At 49.6% G+C, this 15,192-nt stretch carries 10 protein-coding genes; 4 read left to right on the top strand and 6 right to left on the bottom strand.

What is annotated here, in order from left to right; translation table 11 throughout:
• Window positions 1-136: 136 nt before the first annotated feature.
• Window positions 137-1,744 carry a helix-turn-helix domain-containing protein gene (locus NSU01_RS25285; protein WP_042139005.1) on the bottom strand — a complete coding sequence of 536 codons (1,608 nt, stop codon included), beginning with the start codon at window positions 1,742-1,744 and terminating at the stop codon, window positions 137-139.
• A gap of 1 nt (window position 1,745) precedes the next feature.
• Window positions 1,746-3,533, bottom strand: a complete 1,788-nt coding sequence (locus NSU01_RS25280; protein ID WP_042139004.1) for a histidine kinase — start codon at window positions 3,531-3,533, stop codon at window positions 1,746-1,748.
• A 192-nt stretch (window positions 3,534-3,725) separates the two neighbouring features.
• Here NSU01_RS25280 and NSU01_RS25275 point away from each other — a divergent pair, with 192 nt between their 5' ends.
• From NSU01_RS25275 to uidA, 4 genes are read left to right on the top strand one after another with little or no spacing between them, the layout of a single operon-like run.
• On the top strand, window positions 3,726-4,670 hold the full coding sequence (locus tag NSU01_RS25275; RefSeq protein ID WP_231575192.1) for a sugar ABC transporter permease: 945 nt from the start codon (window positions 3,726-3,728) through the stop codon (window positions 4,668-4,670).
• Between the two features lie 11 nt (window positions 4,671-4,681).
• A complete protein-coding gene (locus tag NSU01_RS25270; protein WP_042139001.1) occupies window positions 4,682-5,512 on the top strand; it encodes a carbohydrate ABC transporter permease in 831 nt (276 codons plus the stop codon).
• 28 nt (window positions 5,513-5,540) lie between these two features.
• On the top strand, window positions 5,541-6,884 hold the full coding sequence (locus NSU01_RS25265) for a sugar ABC transporter substrate-binding protein (protein WP_076244486.1): 1,344 nt from the start codon (window positions 5,541-5,543) through the stop codon (window positions 6,882-6,884).
• Window positions 6,885-6,916: 32 nt separating this feature from the next.
• Window positions 6,917-8,716, top strand: a complete 1,800-nt coding sequence (gene uidA, locus NSU01_RS25260; RefSeq protein ID WP_076244488.1) for a beta-glucuronidase — start codon at window positions 6,917-6,919, stop codon at window positions 8,714-8,716.
• Window positions 8,717-8,812: 96 nt separating this feature from the next.
• Here the strand turns inward: uidA and NSU01_RS25255 are convergent, their stop codons facing one another.
• The 4 genes from NSU01_RS25255 to NSU01_RS25240 all read right to left on the bottom strand — a co-directional run bounded on the left by NSU01_RS25255 (window position 8,813) and on the right by NSU01_RS25240 (window position 14,991).
• Complete coding sequence (locus NSU01_RS25255) at window positions 8,813-9,694, bottom strand: carbohydrate ABC transporter permease (protein ID WP_039297582.1); 882 nt, start codon at window positions 9,692-9,694, stop codon at window positions 8,813-8,815.
• 12 nt (window positions 9,695-9,706) lie between these two features.
• A complete protein-coding gene (locus NSU01_RS25250) occupies window positions 9,707-10,645 on the bottom strand; it encodes an ABC transporter permease subunit (RefSeq protein ID WP_042141450.1) in 939 nt (312 codons plus the stop codon).
• 89 nt (window positions 10,646-10,734) lie between these two features.
• Entirely contained in the window at window positions 10,735-12,363 is a 1,629-nt protein-coding gene (locus tag NSU01_RS25245; RefSeq protein WP_076244490.1) for an extracellular solute-binding protein, read from the bottom strand.
• A 252-nt stretch (window positions 12,364-12,615) separates the two neighbouring features.
• Window positions 12,616-14,991, bottom strand: a complete 2,376-nt coding sequence (locus NSU01_RS25240) for a helix-turn-helix domain-containing protein (protein ID WP_076244492.1) — start codon at window positions 14,989-14,991, stop codon at window positions 12,616-12,618.
• Window positions 14,992-15,192 lie beyond the last annotated feature (201 nt).

Raw genomic sequence — 15,192 nt, 5'->3', positions numbered from 1 at the left:
TTTTTATGTCGTGAAAAATAGACCTTCCGCTTTGAAGGTCTCTTCGATACTTAAAATTTAATGAATATAACTTCGGATTTAATTTACCCCTTTGGTTTCTTATTGAATCAGAGTTGGCTTTGCCAAAAAGAGGGGCTTAGATCAATTTCCGGTATTCTACCGGAGTCATACCGGAGAAGTTACGGAAGAGCTTAATGAAATAGCTGACATTGTCATAGCCTAACTGCTCTGCTATATCTACTATGGTGATGTTCGTCTGATTCAACAGCTCCTGCGCACGTTCCATTTTTAGTTTGGTCACGAACTCTATATAGGTGAGACCGGTCTCGATTTTGAATAACCGGCTGAAATGGGTAGGGTTCAGGCCAAGCCGCCGGGCCATCTCATCCATGCCTACCTTCTCCCCAATATGATTCATGACATAACGTTTGGCCTCGGCCACTTCCTTCCGGACATTTTGCTTCCACATGGACCTCAGCATCAAGATCTTGTCTTTCAGGAACTGTTCCAGCCACTCCATTAGCTGATCCAGGGTTTCAAGCTCCCGGATGGAGCGCTGATGCATTTCACTATTGAAATTGTTCACGAAATTTTGCATGACGGTATATTTTAATTCCAGCTCCATTACCATTTTGAGCAGCCAGCTTTTTACGCTTTCGACCGGGTATTTCTTGTCCCAGATATGCTTCTTGATCTCTGTAACTGCAGCAGTAACCCGCGCACCATCCTCATTCTGAATACAGTCTCTTAACTGCTGAAGAATTTCAGCGTAATGAACAAACAGGTCCTCATTGGTTGTCTGAATAGGTTCAAGCTTCATTATGGCTCCCTCAGCCGTATAAAAGCGCAGGGCCTGTGAATCCAGTAAGGCCTGAATCTGCTTCTTGATGTCGATCAGACTTGACGTTGCCTCGCCGTAAAAGAATGAAATTCCCATTCGGAGATGCAGCTTCGACATCTTCTGGACATGCCGGAATTTATCCCTGAATTCCTCATGAAGATTCCGGATCAGAAGGCGCGGAAAGGGGATGAAGAGGATGAACTGCCGTTCTGTTAAGGCGAACTGGATAATGCCATCGATCTCAAGAAATTCCTGCAGCACATTATCTATCACGAACTGCATGTTCACAATGCCTCCGAAACGCCGTTCCAGCTCATGGGAGCGTTCCGGGATAGCCAGGACCGGCAGGTAGGGCATTCCCTCTTGCAGACGGATGCCCATAGCGGCGGCTTGTCCGAACCATTCAGCCTCATCCCAGACTGGCTGCTCGAGGAACATACGGATAAATCTCGTCCGGATTGCAGAGTGGTTCTGCGTGACCAGCTTCTGCATCTGGAGGTAATTATTCTGGGAGATCATTCTGATCTCCAGCCGGGAAACCGCCTCAGTCAATACTGAAACGACCTGATCAATTTGCAGGCTTTCTTTCAATATATATTCGGCAACATTCAATTTCACCGCCTGTTGGGCATATTCGAATTCCCCGTGGCAGGACAAGATAATCGCCTGAAGCTGGGGATTCACCTCCCGGACCTTCCGGATTAATTCCAGCCCGTCCATCGCCGGCATGCCGATATCTGTGAGCAGAATATCAGGCTGATGCAGCTGACAGGCTTCCCAGGCCTGTTTGCCGTCAGAGCATGAGGCCGACAACTCCAGGCCTAAGGTATCCCAGGGAATACTGGCGCTCAGATATTCCAGTACAGGGTAGTGATCATCGGCTAATACTACTTTATATACCACGTTAGTCCACTCCTATCCGCTTCACAGGCAGTGCTAATTGTACGATTGTACGGTGTCCGTGAATGCTCTCAATATTCATGTCGAAGCCGTCCCCGTAGATGAGCTTTAACCGCTGATAGACATTAATTAGTCCGATCCCGCGAGAGGGCGGAGGTTCAGGGGACCCGGCAACATTCACCGGATCTGTCCCCACTTCCTGCTGTTTAATATGCTGCAATAACGCAGTCAGTGTAGGTTCATCCATTCCCGTTCCGTTATCCTCGACGCTTATGTTAAGCATGGATTTGATTTTTGTGATGGAAATTATAATCCTGCCCCCGCCTTGTACGAATCCGTGCTTATAAGCATTCTCAATAATCGGCTGCAGAATAAACCGCGGAACGGTCTCCAGCAGCAAATCTTTATTCACATGGACTTCAGAGCTGGTGGGATATCTCATCGTAAACCGCATGAGCTCCATATATTGCTTGGCGGATTCAAGCTCATAAGCCACCGAGACCCATTCATCCTGACTTGAAAAGCTGGCCCGCAGCATAGAGGATAAGGAGCCGACGATAAATGCATTCTCCTCATCCTGTTTCATCAGCAGCTTTAGCCGGATGGAGCTTAGCACGTTAAACAGGAAATGAGGATTAATCTGAGCCTGCAGCATCGCAATTTCCGCCTGGCGTTTCAATTCCTGCTCGGCTTCCACCTGCTGCAGCATGAGCTGGACACGGTCCAGCATTTTATCAAAGGAGAGGCCCAGGCTGCCGATTTCGTCGGTTCCCCGGATGTTGGAGCGGACCATCATATCCCCGGATTCCACTCTGCGGGCAACCTTCCCCAGGACAAGCACAGGCTTCGTGAATCTCCGCAGCAGATAAGTTAGTGCGAACAGAAAGCTGACCGCAAAAATAGCTTGAATGAACAAGCCGGTCCGGTTGATCCCGTTCAATCTTTCCGTCAGCTGTTCATAGGGGGCTACACTGACTAACCGCCATTTGGCATATTTGAGCGGCAGCGAGAGGAGGAGCTGATTCTCGTTCTTAAATTCTACGATATCCGGGAACGCCAGCTCATCGATCGGCAACAGGGTATTGAAATCAGACCCGATCAGGGCCTGGTTCCGGTTGGACAGAATCGTCTCCTTATCATTCAGCAGATAAACATCTTCCTCTAATGAAGCAAACCGCTCACGAATGGAGGCTTCACTGCGGCTGACAATAAGGTAGGCATAGGGCGGAGCGGCAATCCCCTCTCTTAATGCCCGGGCTGTCATGAATACAAACGGCTTCTCAGGCTCAAGGGAGGTCAGATAATTGGCTTCTGCCCCCATGAATAAAGTGTCATACGGTGTGAGCTTCTCCAGAGTTGGGAACCAGCCCTGTTCAATAAATTGACGCGGATCATAGTCGTAAAAGGAATAATCGGAATAGGCATGTCCTTCCTTGTCCAGAAGCGTGATGCGTAAGTCGAGGGTATCGCCGGCCACCTGCTCCAGCCGGCTCGTCAAGGTTCTTGCGGCAACCGGATTGGTCTTGGCATCCTCCAGCAGGGTCTTAATCTCCGGATCAAAGTGGACGAAATTCGAGACCGATACCATCTCTTCGAAGATCACATCGATCTGTGACTGCACAATCGTTAAGGATTGCGTAGCTTTTTCCAGAGAATGCTCCCGGATAATAAGCTTGGAATACACCATCGTTATATACAGCATCCCGATCGCTGGTATAACCAGGCAGGTGATAGAGGTCAGGATAAGCTTTTGCCGGAAGGATAATTGACTTAGCCTATTGTTCTTCTTCATTCATTTCCCCCTCCAGTAACAGAACTTCACTAGATCATGGTACTTTATTATGCCGTTAACCTCATCCAATAATTTTTTCATTTCAGAAAAAATAATGCTATACAAACTTTTCGCTATAGATAAATTCGTTGCATGTGCAATAAAACGGGCGATTTTATAATGAAGATACAAAAATAAAACGAGGTGGAAAACGTGGAGGTTATACCTAAAGAGGGGACGATGAAGCGGTTCGGGAAGCCGGGGACAGGCAGAATGCGCAAGCAGGCTTTGTATGACAATATTGCCGGGTATTTATTCATTTCACCCATGCTCATTCTGACCACAACCCTGGTGATCATTCCGATTCTCTTGTCCGGTGTGATTAGCTTCTCGGATTGGAATTTTGTGTCCGGGCTGGAGGGGTTTCATTTTGTCGGGCTGGACAACTACGCCAGGCTGGTGCAGGATGAATCCTTTCACCGTTCGCTGATTAACAACCTTATTATGATTGCCGTAGTCCCGGTAGCGATGTTTCTGGCTTTGGTGCTGGCAGCATTAATTAACAAAGCAACGTATTTCAAAACATTTTTCAAAGTGATTTATTTCATGCCCTTCATTTCGAGCTTTGTTGCCATAGCCCTATTATGGAGAGTGCTGTACCATCCGAACAATGGCCCGATCAATGGATTTCTTAGATCCATAGGTGTGGACAATCCTCCCCTGTGGTTAGCAGACCCCAAGTTTGCGCTGATCTCGGTCATGATTATTATGGTGTGGACTTCGCTAGGCTTCAACATGGTGATTTATCTGGCCGGGCTGCAGAACATTTCACGGGATTTGTATGAAGCCGCTGATGTGGACGGTGCTTCACCGCTGAGACAATTCTTCAGAATTACATTACCTTTACTATCTCCAACCTCATTCTTCCTGTTAATCACGGGGATTGTCGGATCCTTCAAGGTGTTTGATCTGATTATGGTGTTGACGGGTGGCGGGCCGGCAGGGTCAACCTCGGTAATTGTATTTTATCTGTACGAGGTTGCATTCATTAACCTGGAGTCGGGGTACGCATCCGCGATGGGGATTATTCTGCTGATGCTCATCCTGCTAGTGACCCTGATTCAATGGGTCGGACAAAAGAAATGGGTCAACTACTAGGAGGTTTAAACATGCGATCAATCAAGCTTAGCCGCGTTATTGTGACATTGTGTATGGGAGTTGCAGGGATACTGTTTATTATGCCTTTCTTATGGATGCTCTCCGCATCCTTTAAGCCGGAGCTTGATGTCATGAAGTATCCGATTCAGTGGATTCCAACGAAATGGAATATGGTGGAGAACTACAGGCAGGTATGGGCTGGAGCCGTGCCGTTCTCCCTGTATTACTGGAATAGTGCGAAGGTAACGTTGATGTCGACAGCGCTGTCCTTGATTATTTCCGCCATGGCAGCCTATGGATTCTCGAAGGTTATTTTTAAAGGACGGGATATGCTATTCCTGCTTGTCTTAGCCACCTTTATGATTCCAACCCAAGCCATTCTCGTTCCGCAATTTATTATGTACCGCTGGCTTGGACTGTTTGACAGTCATATCGGACTTGTGCTGCTTGCCGCTTCAGGTGTGCTGGGAACCTTTTTGCTGAGACAGTTTTTCCTCGGCATTCATGATGAGATTATTGAATCCGCCCGGATTGATGCTGCAGGCCACTGGACGGTCTTTAGCCGGATCGCCCTGCCGCTTGTGCAGCCGGCCCTGGCAACCTATATGATTCTCCGCTTCATCTGGACCTGGAATGATTATCAGAATCCGCTGATCTTTCTTCGTTCTGATTCTTTATTTACCTTACAGCTGGGCATCCGGAAATTCGCTGATTTCAGCGGCGAGTTCTACTCCTTAATGATGGCAGGTGCGGTTTCAGCCATTCTACCTCTATTAATCATCTTCATGATTGGGCAGAAGCAGGTGATTGAGGGAGTTGCTATGGGAAGTGTCAAAGGCTAGACTAATTACACTATAGGGGGTTTATACAATGTTCAAAGCCAACAAGAAACTATTCATCCTGGTACCGCTGTTATCCTTGCTGATTTCGGGGTGCGGCGGTGCCAATTCGGAAGAAGGGGCTGCCCCGGGTACCGGAGAAGGAACGAATGAACCTGTAACGATTAAGCTGAGCAACTGGTATGCCAAAAAAATGGATAACTGGGATGTAGTGATTGCAGAGTTCGAAAAGACGCATCCCAATATCAAAGTGGAGTTTGCCTCCGCTGAAGATAACAACTCCAATGAATTCTACAAGAAGCTTGATCTGGCCGTTGCCGGCGGCGATGATCTGGATATTATCATGTTCAGCAATATGACGTATCTGTCCCAACGGGCGGGGCTTGGCATGATCGAACCGCTGGATGATTATTTGGCTAAAGACGGAATTAATTTCGCCGATGAATATACGGCCGATACCTCAATTGACGGCAAGGTCTATGGACTGCCCGGCAAGTCCTCCCAGGGTCTCGTTATTATCAATGAGAATCATCTGAAAGAAGCGGGACTCGAGCTGCCCAAGGACTGGACCTGGGATCAGTATATGGAATATGCGAAGGCTATGACGAAAAAAGAGGGCGATAAAACCCGGTATGGCACCTATTTTCACAGCTGGATTCAATATGGGTACCTGGTGCAGAACTTCGGCCAATCGCTTAATTCAAATCTGACTACAGATGATGGAAAGACCGCCAATATTGACAATCCTTACATGCGTAAGTCGCTGGAGCTGCGTCTTCAGGGAGAGGCGGAAGGCTCCGCTACACCGTATTCGGAGGTGGTCAGCCAGAAGCTGAATTACAGACCGCAATATTTCAATCAGGATACAAGCATGCTGGTAACGGGCTCATTCCTTATTCCGGAAACCGGAGGGACAGACACGATTCCTGCCAGCTTCAAGACCGTATTTGCTCCGCTTCCCAAGCTGAATGCTGAAGATCCGATCTCTGCGAATGTCAGCGGTGACGTACTGAGCCTTTATAGCAAATCCAAGCATAAAGACGAAGCGTACACCTTCATCCGCTGGTTCTCCACGGAAGGCATTGTTCTGCAAGGGAAGAATATCCCGTCCTGGAAAAAAGCTGATCTGAATGATGTAGTCGACCGGATCATCGCCGGCAGCAAAAATCCGGAAATGATCGATAAAGAATCCCTGCTCTATGTTCTGGAGAATACCAAAGCTACTACGACAGCCACAGCGGTACCTTATCATGCAGAGCTTGAGAAAGTGCTTCTGGAGGAGTTTGATAAAATGATGCTCTCGGGTCAAAGCATTGATGCGACGATCCAGAATGCCCAAACCAAGATCCAGAAGATCATCGATTCCAAATCCTGAATGAAAACAGAGATTAGATAGGAGGGCTGCACGTGCTTTATCCAATAATGACGGAAACCCGCGGTCTGTATGATCTGGCCGGGGTATGGAATTTCAAGCTGGATCACGGCTTGGGATTCGAAGAGAACTGGTATGCATCCAAGCTGACAGATACGATCCCAATGGCGGTTCCCTCTGCCTATAATGATCTTGGCGTGAATCCGCAGATCCGCAATCATGTCGGCTGGGTGTGGTATGAGCGGGAGCTGATTCTTCCGCAGACCATCATGAATGAACGTCTTGTTCTCCGCTTCGGCTCGGCTACACATAAGGCCAAGGTATTCATCAATGGAAGCTTTGTGATGGAGCATTCCGGCGGATTTCTGCCCTTCGAGGCCGTGATTAATGAGTATATCCGGACTGGATCGAACCGGCTGACGGTTGCCGTCAATAATGTTGTGGATTACACGACATTGCCTGTAGGTCTATACACAGAGACTGAAGAACCCGGCGGGAAGACCAGGCTGAAGAATCAGCCGAATTTCGATTTCTTCAACTTTGCAGGACTGCAACGGCCGGTGAAAATCTACTCTACGCCTCAAACCTTCGTGCAGGATATTACTGTCGTAACCGATTATCACGGCGGTAACGGGATTGTCCGTTACAGCGTGGATGTCAGCGGAGAAGCAGATATCCGGGTCACTGTTCTGGATGAAGAGGGAAACGCAGTCTCCTCGGGGAACGGAAGCTCCGGCCGGCTGGATATTCCCGGTGTTACCCTATGGCAGCCGTTGAATGCCTACCTGTATACCCTGAAGATTGAACTGCTGGAAGCGGAGCAGGTACTGGATGTCTACGGGCTGCCGTTTGGCGTGCGGACAGTCGAAGTGCGGGAGGGGCAGTTCCTGATCAACAACCAGCCCTTTTACTTCAAGGGCTACGGCAGACATGAGGATACCCCGTTTCATGGCCGGGGCTTAGATGAAGCAGCGAATATCATGGATTTCAACCTGATGAAATGGACGGGAGCCAACTCCTTCCGTACCGCGCATTATCCTTATGCCGAAGAAGTGATGCGGCTGGCCGACCGTGAAGGCTTCGTCGTCATAGATGAGACGCCAGCGGTAGGTCTGGATCTTAATTTCCTGGTGATGTTATCCGGGGGAACGAAGAAAGAGACATGGAAGGAAGTCCAAACCTTTGAGCATCACCAGCAGGTCATCCGGGAGCTGATTAACCGGGATAAGAACCATGCCTGTGTAGTGATGTGGAATGTGGCTAATGAACCGGCATCCTATGAAGAGGGAGCATACGAGTACTTCAAGCCGCTGATCGAGCAGATGCGGGATGAAGATCCGCAGCACCGCCCGGTTACCCTGGTGACACATATAGAGGCTTCGCCCTTAAACGATAAGATCTCCGAACTTATTGATGTGCTTGCCTTCAACCGTTACTATGGCTGGTATGTGGACGGAGGTGATCTCGAATCAGCCAAAGGCAAGCTCCGTCTTGAACTGGAGGCCTGGACCAAACGTTGTCCGGGTAAACCGATGATGATGACTGAATACGGAACAGATACCGTAGCCGGACTGCATGATGTGGAGCCGATCATGTTCACGGAAGAATATCAGGTGGAGTTCTACAGGGCCAATCACGAGATCTTCGACGAATTTGAAGATTTCGTCGGCGAACAGGTCTGGAATTTCGCAGACTTTGCCACGGGCCAGGGTATTATCCGGGTCCAAGGCAACAAGAAGGGGATCTTCACCCGGGAACGCAAGCCCAAAGCGGCAGCGCATGAGCTGCGCAAGAGATGGACGGCTATCCCGGATTTCGGGTATAAGCCGAAATAATGGAAGCTTGATACACACAGCATTAGGCCCGCCACAATGTACACCTGCGATTTATGCAGTGTTCATTGTGGCGGGCTTTTTGCGCATATTCTGAGACTACCCCTTCACCGCACCAATCATTACACCCTTCTCGAAATACTTCTGGACGAAGGGATACACACACAGGATGGGCACCGTTGCTACAATAATGGTGGCGTATTTAATCGTTTCTCCGATCATGAACTGATCCGCCGAGCTTGCTCCTGCCGACATGCTGTCTGTCGAATTGGCGATCAGGATCTCCCGGAGTATCAGCTGCAGCGGGAACAGGTCTCTGTCCCTCAGAAAGATGGATGCATAGAACCACGCATTCCATTTCTCGACGGCATAATAGAGCACCATTACGGCTATAACCGGCTTGGACAAAGGCAATACGATCCGGAACAGGATCGTCAAATGGTTAGCGCCGTCGATCTTGGCCGATTCCTCCAGGCTCTCGGGAATCGCCGAGAATGCGGTGCGCATGATAATCAGGTTAAAGGTGCTGACAGCGAACGGTATGATGGTTGCCCAGATGGAATCAATCAATCCGACACCCTTGACGATCAGGTACATCGGAATCAGGCCGCCGTGGAAGAACATTGTGAACACGATCAGCAGGGTGAAGGCGCTGTTCCACATTACATTTCTTCTGGACAGCACATAGGCTGCTATTGCGGTCAGCAGCATGTTAAGGGTGACACCGAAGACCAGAATGAACAGTGTATTGCCGTAACCCTTGATAATGCCGGGATTGCTGAACACGCTCTTGTAAGCTTCGAGACTGAAGCCCAGCGGCTTCCACAAGAATCCCTTGTTCGCAACCAGCTCCGCGGAATCGCTGAAGGAGGCGAACAGTACATATAGAAGCGGATATAACGTTACGATAACAAGTAGAATCAGCACGGTGTTAATGGTGTAATCAAAGATTTTATTTCTCAGGCCGGTGTCGGCATGCATAACGGTTTCCTCCTACCAAAGGCTGGTTTTATTAACTCTGCGGCTGATGTAATTGGCCGAGATCAATAGAATGAGATTCACAACCGAGTTAAACAAGCCGACTGCTGAACTATAGCTCCAGCCGAATTCCAGCAAGCCTTTTCTGTACACAAAGGAAGAAATGACGTCAGCTGTTTCATAGGTTACAGGATTGTAGAGCAGAATGATTTTCTCGAAGCCGACATTCAGCATATTGCCCATCCGCAGGATGAACATGATGGTGATCGTAGGCAGAATTCCCGGCAGGGTAATGTGCAGCATCTGCTTCAGACGGCTGGCACCGTCAATCCGGGCGGCTTCATACTGCTCCTGGTCAATACCGGCCAAGGCGGCAATGTAAATAATCGATTCCCAGCCGATCTTTTGCCAGATTTCGGACAGGATATAGACCGGGCGGAACAGGCCGGGCTTCTGCAGCATAGCGGTTCCGTCATACCCGAGCCAGGAGAATAGTGTATTAATAACCCCGTTGCTGTTGGTGAAATCGGTAATCATCCCGCAAATGACGACGAGTGAAATGAAGTAGGGCATATACGAGAAGGTCTGGACTATCCGTTTGAAGCTCTGATTTCTCACTTCATTGATCAGCAGAGCCAGAAGGATCGGGGCCGGAAACATGAACAGAATCGAATACACGCTGATAATCACGGTATTACTCAGAATCCGCCAGAAATAATAGCTGGAGAAGAAATCCCTGAAGTGCTGGAGTCCTACCCAGTCACTGCCTAGAATCCCTTTCATCGGCGAGAAATCCTTGAAGGCAATAATCGCGCCATACATCGGTGCATAATGGAATACGACATAGTAGAGGATGACCGGAATCATCATGATATACAGCAGTCTGTTCAGCTTGAAATCCCGGAGGAAACGGTGCTTAAAGCTGTTGTTAACAGAAGTTTGAACGCCGGTCATAGGAGCTAATTTGGACATGGTTTCTCTATTCCTCCTTACGGGAGCAGCTCTTCAGCCGATCAACGATCTGCTCCCGGCTTGACTGTAATTTAGCGCTTCAAGTACCGCTCCAGTGCGGCCTGTTTAATCTCAATGGCACGCGGGAGCTTGACGGAATTCAGCTTCTCCAGATACTTGTCATAAGCCTCAAGCGGCTCCGTTCCAAGGATAATCTTCAGTGTCATTTCATCGACCAGCGTGTTCACATCCGCCATGATGTTGGCATATTCAGCGCTTTCCTCCGGAGTTGGAGTTACCAGCGGAATCTGGTATTTGGCCATGTCCGTCTTCTGCCAGATAGGTATCGCGGCCTGCTGCTCCGGCAGGTTCAGGTACTGTTCGGAGACCCGTTTATCGGAGACAAAGGGACCCATCGTATTGCCACGGATATATAGAGACATGGCTTGTGCAGGGGCCAGCTTGTCGGGATTGCTCATCAGCAGATCCGTGAATTTCGGATAACCGTCTTCCATCGTGTAGCTGACACCCTCTGTTCCGAAGTTAAACAGCTTATTGCCTTCTTCGCTGTAGCCATAATCAAGCAGCTTGACCGCCAGCTCCGCATTCTTGGACGTCGCCGAGATCGCTACCATCCCGCCGGTGGAGAAGGCATAATCCCGTTGGCCGAACTTTGGTGAAGTGCCCTTCTCCAGCACCGGATAAGGAGCCGCGACAATGGAAGCCTGCGGATCGGCTCCCTTAAGGATCGGCTGCCATTTCCCGATACCGCCGCCAGCATTGGCCCAGGTTGCCCCGGTCTGGCCCGAAGTAATATTGGCATCCATCACCTTGGAATCGACGGTGGCCACATCTTTATCCAGCAGTCCGTCCGCATACCATCCCCGGAATAAGCTCAGGAAGTCTTTATAACCAGGTTCTGCCGGACCGAATTTAACCTTCCCGTCCTCCAGATAGAAGTCGCGGGTAACGCCAAACGCCCCGATGAAAGCGCCATTGCCCAGTTCATTGAATACACGCGGTTTGGCGACGAAGGAGATCGGTGCAGCAGCCCCTTTTTTCTCTTTAAACGCTTTCAAAGCAGTGGTCCATTCATCGATGGTTTCAGGTACGGGCAGACCCAGCTCATCCAGCCAATCCTTGCGGATCACCGGCCCCTGGAAGGTAAGCAGCGATTCATCCCCGCGGATGAAAGGAAACGAGTAATAGCTTCCTTTGTCTGTCTTGACCATTTTCTCAACCTCGGGATGCTCCTGGAGATATTTCTTGTAGTTCGGGGCGTATTTGTCGATCAGGTCATTCAGCTCCAAGATGTATCCGTCCTTGATTGCTTTTTCCGGACCGCCCGGGAAGTTGAAGAAGTTGTACTCCAGCATATCAGGCAATTCACCGGAGGCGAGCATCACGTTGAAGGATTCGTCGATCTGGTTAGCCGGAGGGGCGGTGAAATCTACTGTAACCCCAGTACGTTTCTGCCATTCCTGGTAAAAGGGAACCTCCGCATGCGCTGATTTTACTCCCGTCAGATTATTAGGTAATGCTCCCCAATAAGTGAGTGCAGTGTCCGTTTGCATCGGGTATACCGCTGCTGATTCTGATGCTGTGTCTGAGCCGGATGGGGAATTGTTCCCTGCCTTGTTCTCCGAGCATCCTGCCAGCGTGCTGCCTGCCAGCAGAGATGCCATGAGCGAAAACATTATTTTTCTGCTTGTTCTCCTCATTCCTGTTAACCTCCTCAAATGATTCCATTAGTAGTTGTAAGAACCTGCTGTGCTGCCGGGTTCATGCCCTAACTATACGGTCCGCCCCGGTTTGGTGTATATGTGCAGTACATCCAATGTAATTGAAAAAGCCGCTGCGGGTATCGGCAAAATGCACAAAACGATAGGCGATTGCTCTGCGGGAGCGGCTTAAGCCCTTGCTGCGCAACAAAAAAGCCCGGCCGCCACGGTGGGGTGACGGGCAGGGCATTGTTAATCTTCGATGGTTTCTTTGTATTTGCCGGGTGTAATTCCTTCGATCTTCTTGAAGGTGCGGATAAAGGTCCCAACATCATTGAAGCCTGACTTCTCGGCCGCTTCGTTGATCGTCAGCCGCTGCTGCTGAATCAATTGCTTGGACCAGTCAATCCGCCGCTTGTTGATCGTATCCAGAAGCCCTTCCCCCGATTGCTCCTTGAACAGCTTCGACAGATAAGTAGGCTTCATATCAAAATGCTGCCCCAGCAGGGAGACGTTCAAGCCCGGATCCGTGAAATGTTCGTCTATAAATGCAGATACCCCGCTGATTAAATCATTCAAGGCGCGGTGACGGTTCTCCTGAACATTCTGCAGCCGTCTGGCCCCGGCATATTCACAGGCTTCCTTAAGCATGGACTTCAGCTGCTCCTGCATTTCAGCTAACGTCTCTGCAGAAGAGAGCCTGTCAATGCGCTTCGGATTCTGCAGCAGGATATTATCCTGCGCGGGTCCGAGTTCACCGATGCTCTTGATCAAAGTTCCCACCAGGTCGAGCATAAGGCAGCGGGCTAAAGGTACCTTCACCGGGTGCTTCGACAGGTTCATCTGCAGGATATCGTCCAAGGAGGTTACGGCAGACTGGAAATCGCCCACTTTGACATAATTGATTAACTGCTGCTCCAGCTGAAGGGGATAGAAGTAACCGGAATCCGTATCGGGACGGATGTTGTTCCGCTCAATCTCTTCATAGGACAGAATCTCCTGTTTGCCCATCACCAGCTTATATTCCATGGCATCCAATGCCTCCTGATAAGCCTGATGAATCTGATCAATACCGTGATGAACCCGGCTGACCGACACTGTAAGGTAGATATTATACGTCTGTGCAAGAAACTCTTGAGCGGAACGGGCCACCTGCAGCAGATCGCTATTGTGCTCATCCGATGAGACAGGAGACAGGCTGACCAGACAAGGCATGGCATCATCCGTTTCGGCCATATAGCCCCTGTGCTTAACGTTGACCAGCTCTTCAATTACATTATTCACAATGAAATGCAGCAGCTGCAGCTTCTGGGCGGCGGTTTTGCCCTGGACACGCTCCAGGAAGACATCGAGATCCTCCAGGTAGAATAGAAGAATCGCACAATCCCCGGAGAGGAGCTGAATATCGAAGGCGCTTAAGGCTTCGGCCAAAGGAAGCTCATCGTCCAGCCTGCCCTTGAGCAGCCGCAGGATGTAATTGGAACGCAGCGAATAATTCTGCCGCTTCCTCTCCAGCAGCATATGGTCCAGTTCACTCAGCGTACTGTCCACAGCCTGCTGGATAAACAGGAATTCATTGGAGCCTTTCTCCCGGATGGCTGTCTTGCTGCTGAAGGCACGTACAATCCGCTGGATCGGATTATAGTTTTTCCTCAGGAAAATATAAGTCAAGAACCCGCCTCCCAGCAGGCTGGCCATGATACTCAGCAGCGTCAGCCTGCGGACCAGCTCGGCCTTTTGCCAATAGACTTCACTAGGAATCATGGAAATATAGCGGAGATTGGATTCATTAGACTGGATCGAGAAGACTTCATACCGCTCCCCGCCGAATTCCCAGAGGAACATTCCGCTGTCACCGGTCAGCTTGCCGAAGGGCAATTGTGCCGGAAGATCTGTATTGGAGCTGGATACCAGCACCTGGTTGTCGGAGTCTGTGATGAGCACATGCCCTTTGCTGAACGCTTCAATATTCATGAGGGAGGATAATATTTTGTCGTTGTCGATCATGATCACATTGGCTCCGGACGGCTTGCCGTCCTCGTAGTCATAGGTGCTGATATATGCGAGCGCTCTCACGGAAGTGCCGTTCTCGGTTGTACGGTTCATCGGTACATAGCCCTTGAATTTGTTCTGGCGGAGGATATCTAACCATGCTTCATAGCTTAAGTTGCCGGAGGCGTTATGCTCCGCATAGGCGAATCTCGTATTCCGGTAAACGCCGGGGAGCAGAATCGTATCCCGTGAGGCCAGATAGATATAGAACAGGCCGGTTTCGGCATAAGCCGATTGATATAAGGACATATCCTTGGTCGCGTCGTACAGATCATACATATAATCTTCCGGGAAAATGGAGTACTTGTGCTGATCGACCAGTTCCCTGAACTTGGTATTCCAATTCAGCTCGAAGTTGAGCCGGTTGACCGCTTCCAGCTGTTTATCCATATTCTCCCGCAGCTGCTTAAGCAAGGAGTTGTTCGCCAGATGAATCTCGTCAGCGAGCATCTTGCTGGACTGAAAGTAAACGATAGAACTCAGAATGACCGGAAGCAGCAGAACGGCCATATAAGATAAGGTCCAGGTCAGCAATACACTTTGGCTGCCCAGCCATTTGCTTCTTCTTTTCTTCATCCGCATTCTCCTGTCCGGGCTGCAATCGATAGCTTCGTATATTGTACATGCATCCCAGGGTTAGCACAATTGCCATTACAGGGAAATAACGGTAAGCTCCTGTTTGTTCGGCTTTTAAACACTCCGAATAGTGCCGCGGACGCTTCGCTTCCTGCTGGCGCAAGAGCTTGCGCGTTCCTGCTTCCCCGTGTAATCAGGTGA

The organism is Paenibacillus sp. FSL H8-0259, from assembly GCF_037963255.1.
Classification (GTDB): Bacteria; Bacillota; Bacilli; order Paenibacillales; family Paenibacillaceae; genus Paenibacillus_AQ; species Paenibacillus_AQ phytohabitans.
This window is presented reverse-complemented; position numbering and strand designations above follow the sequence as displayed.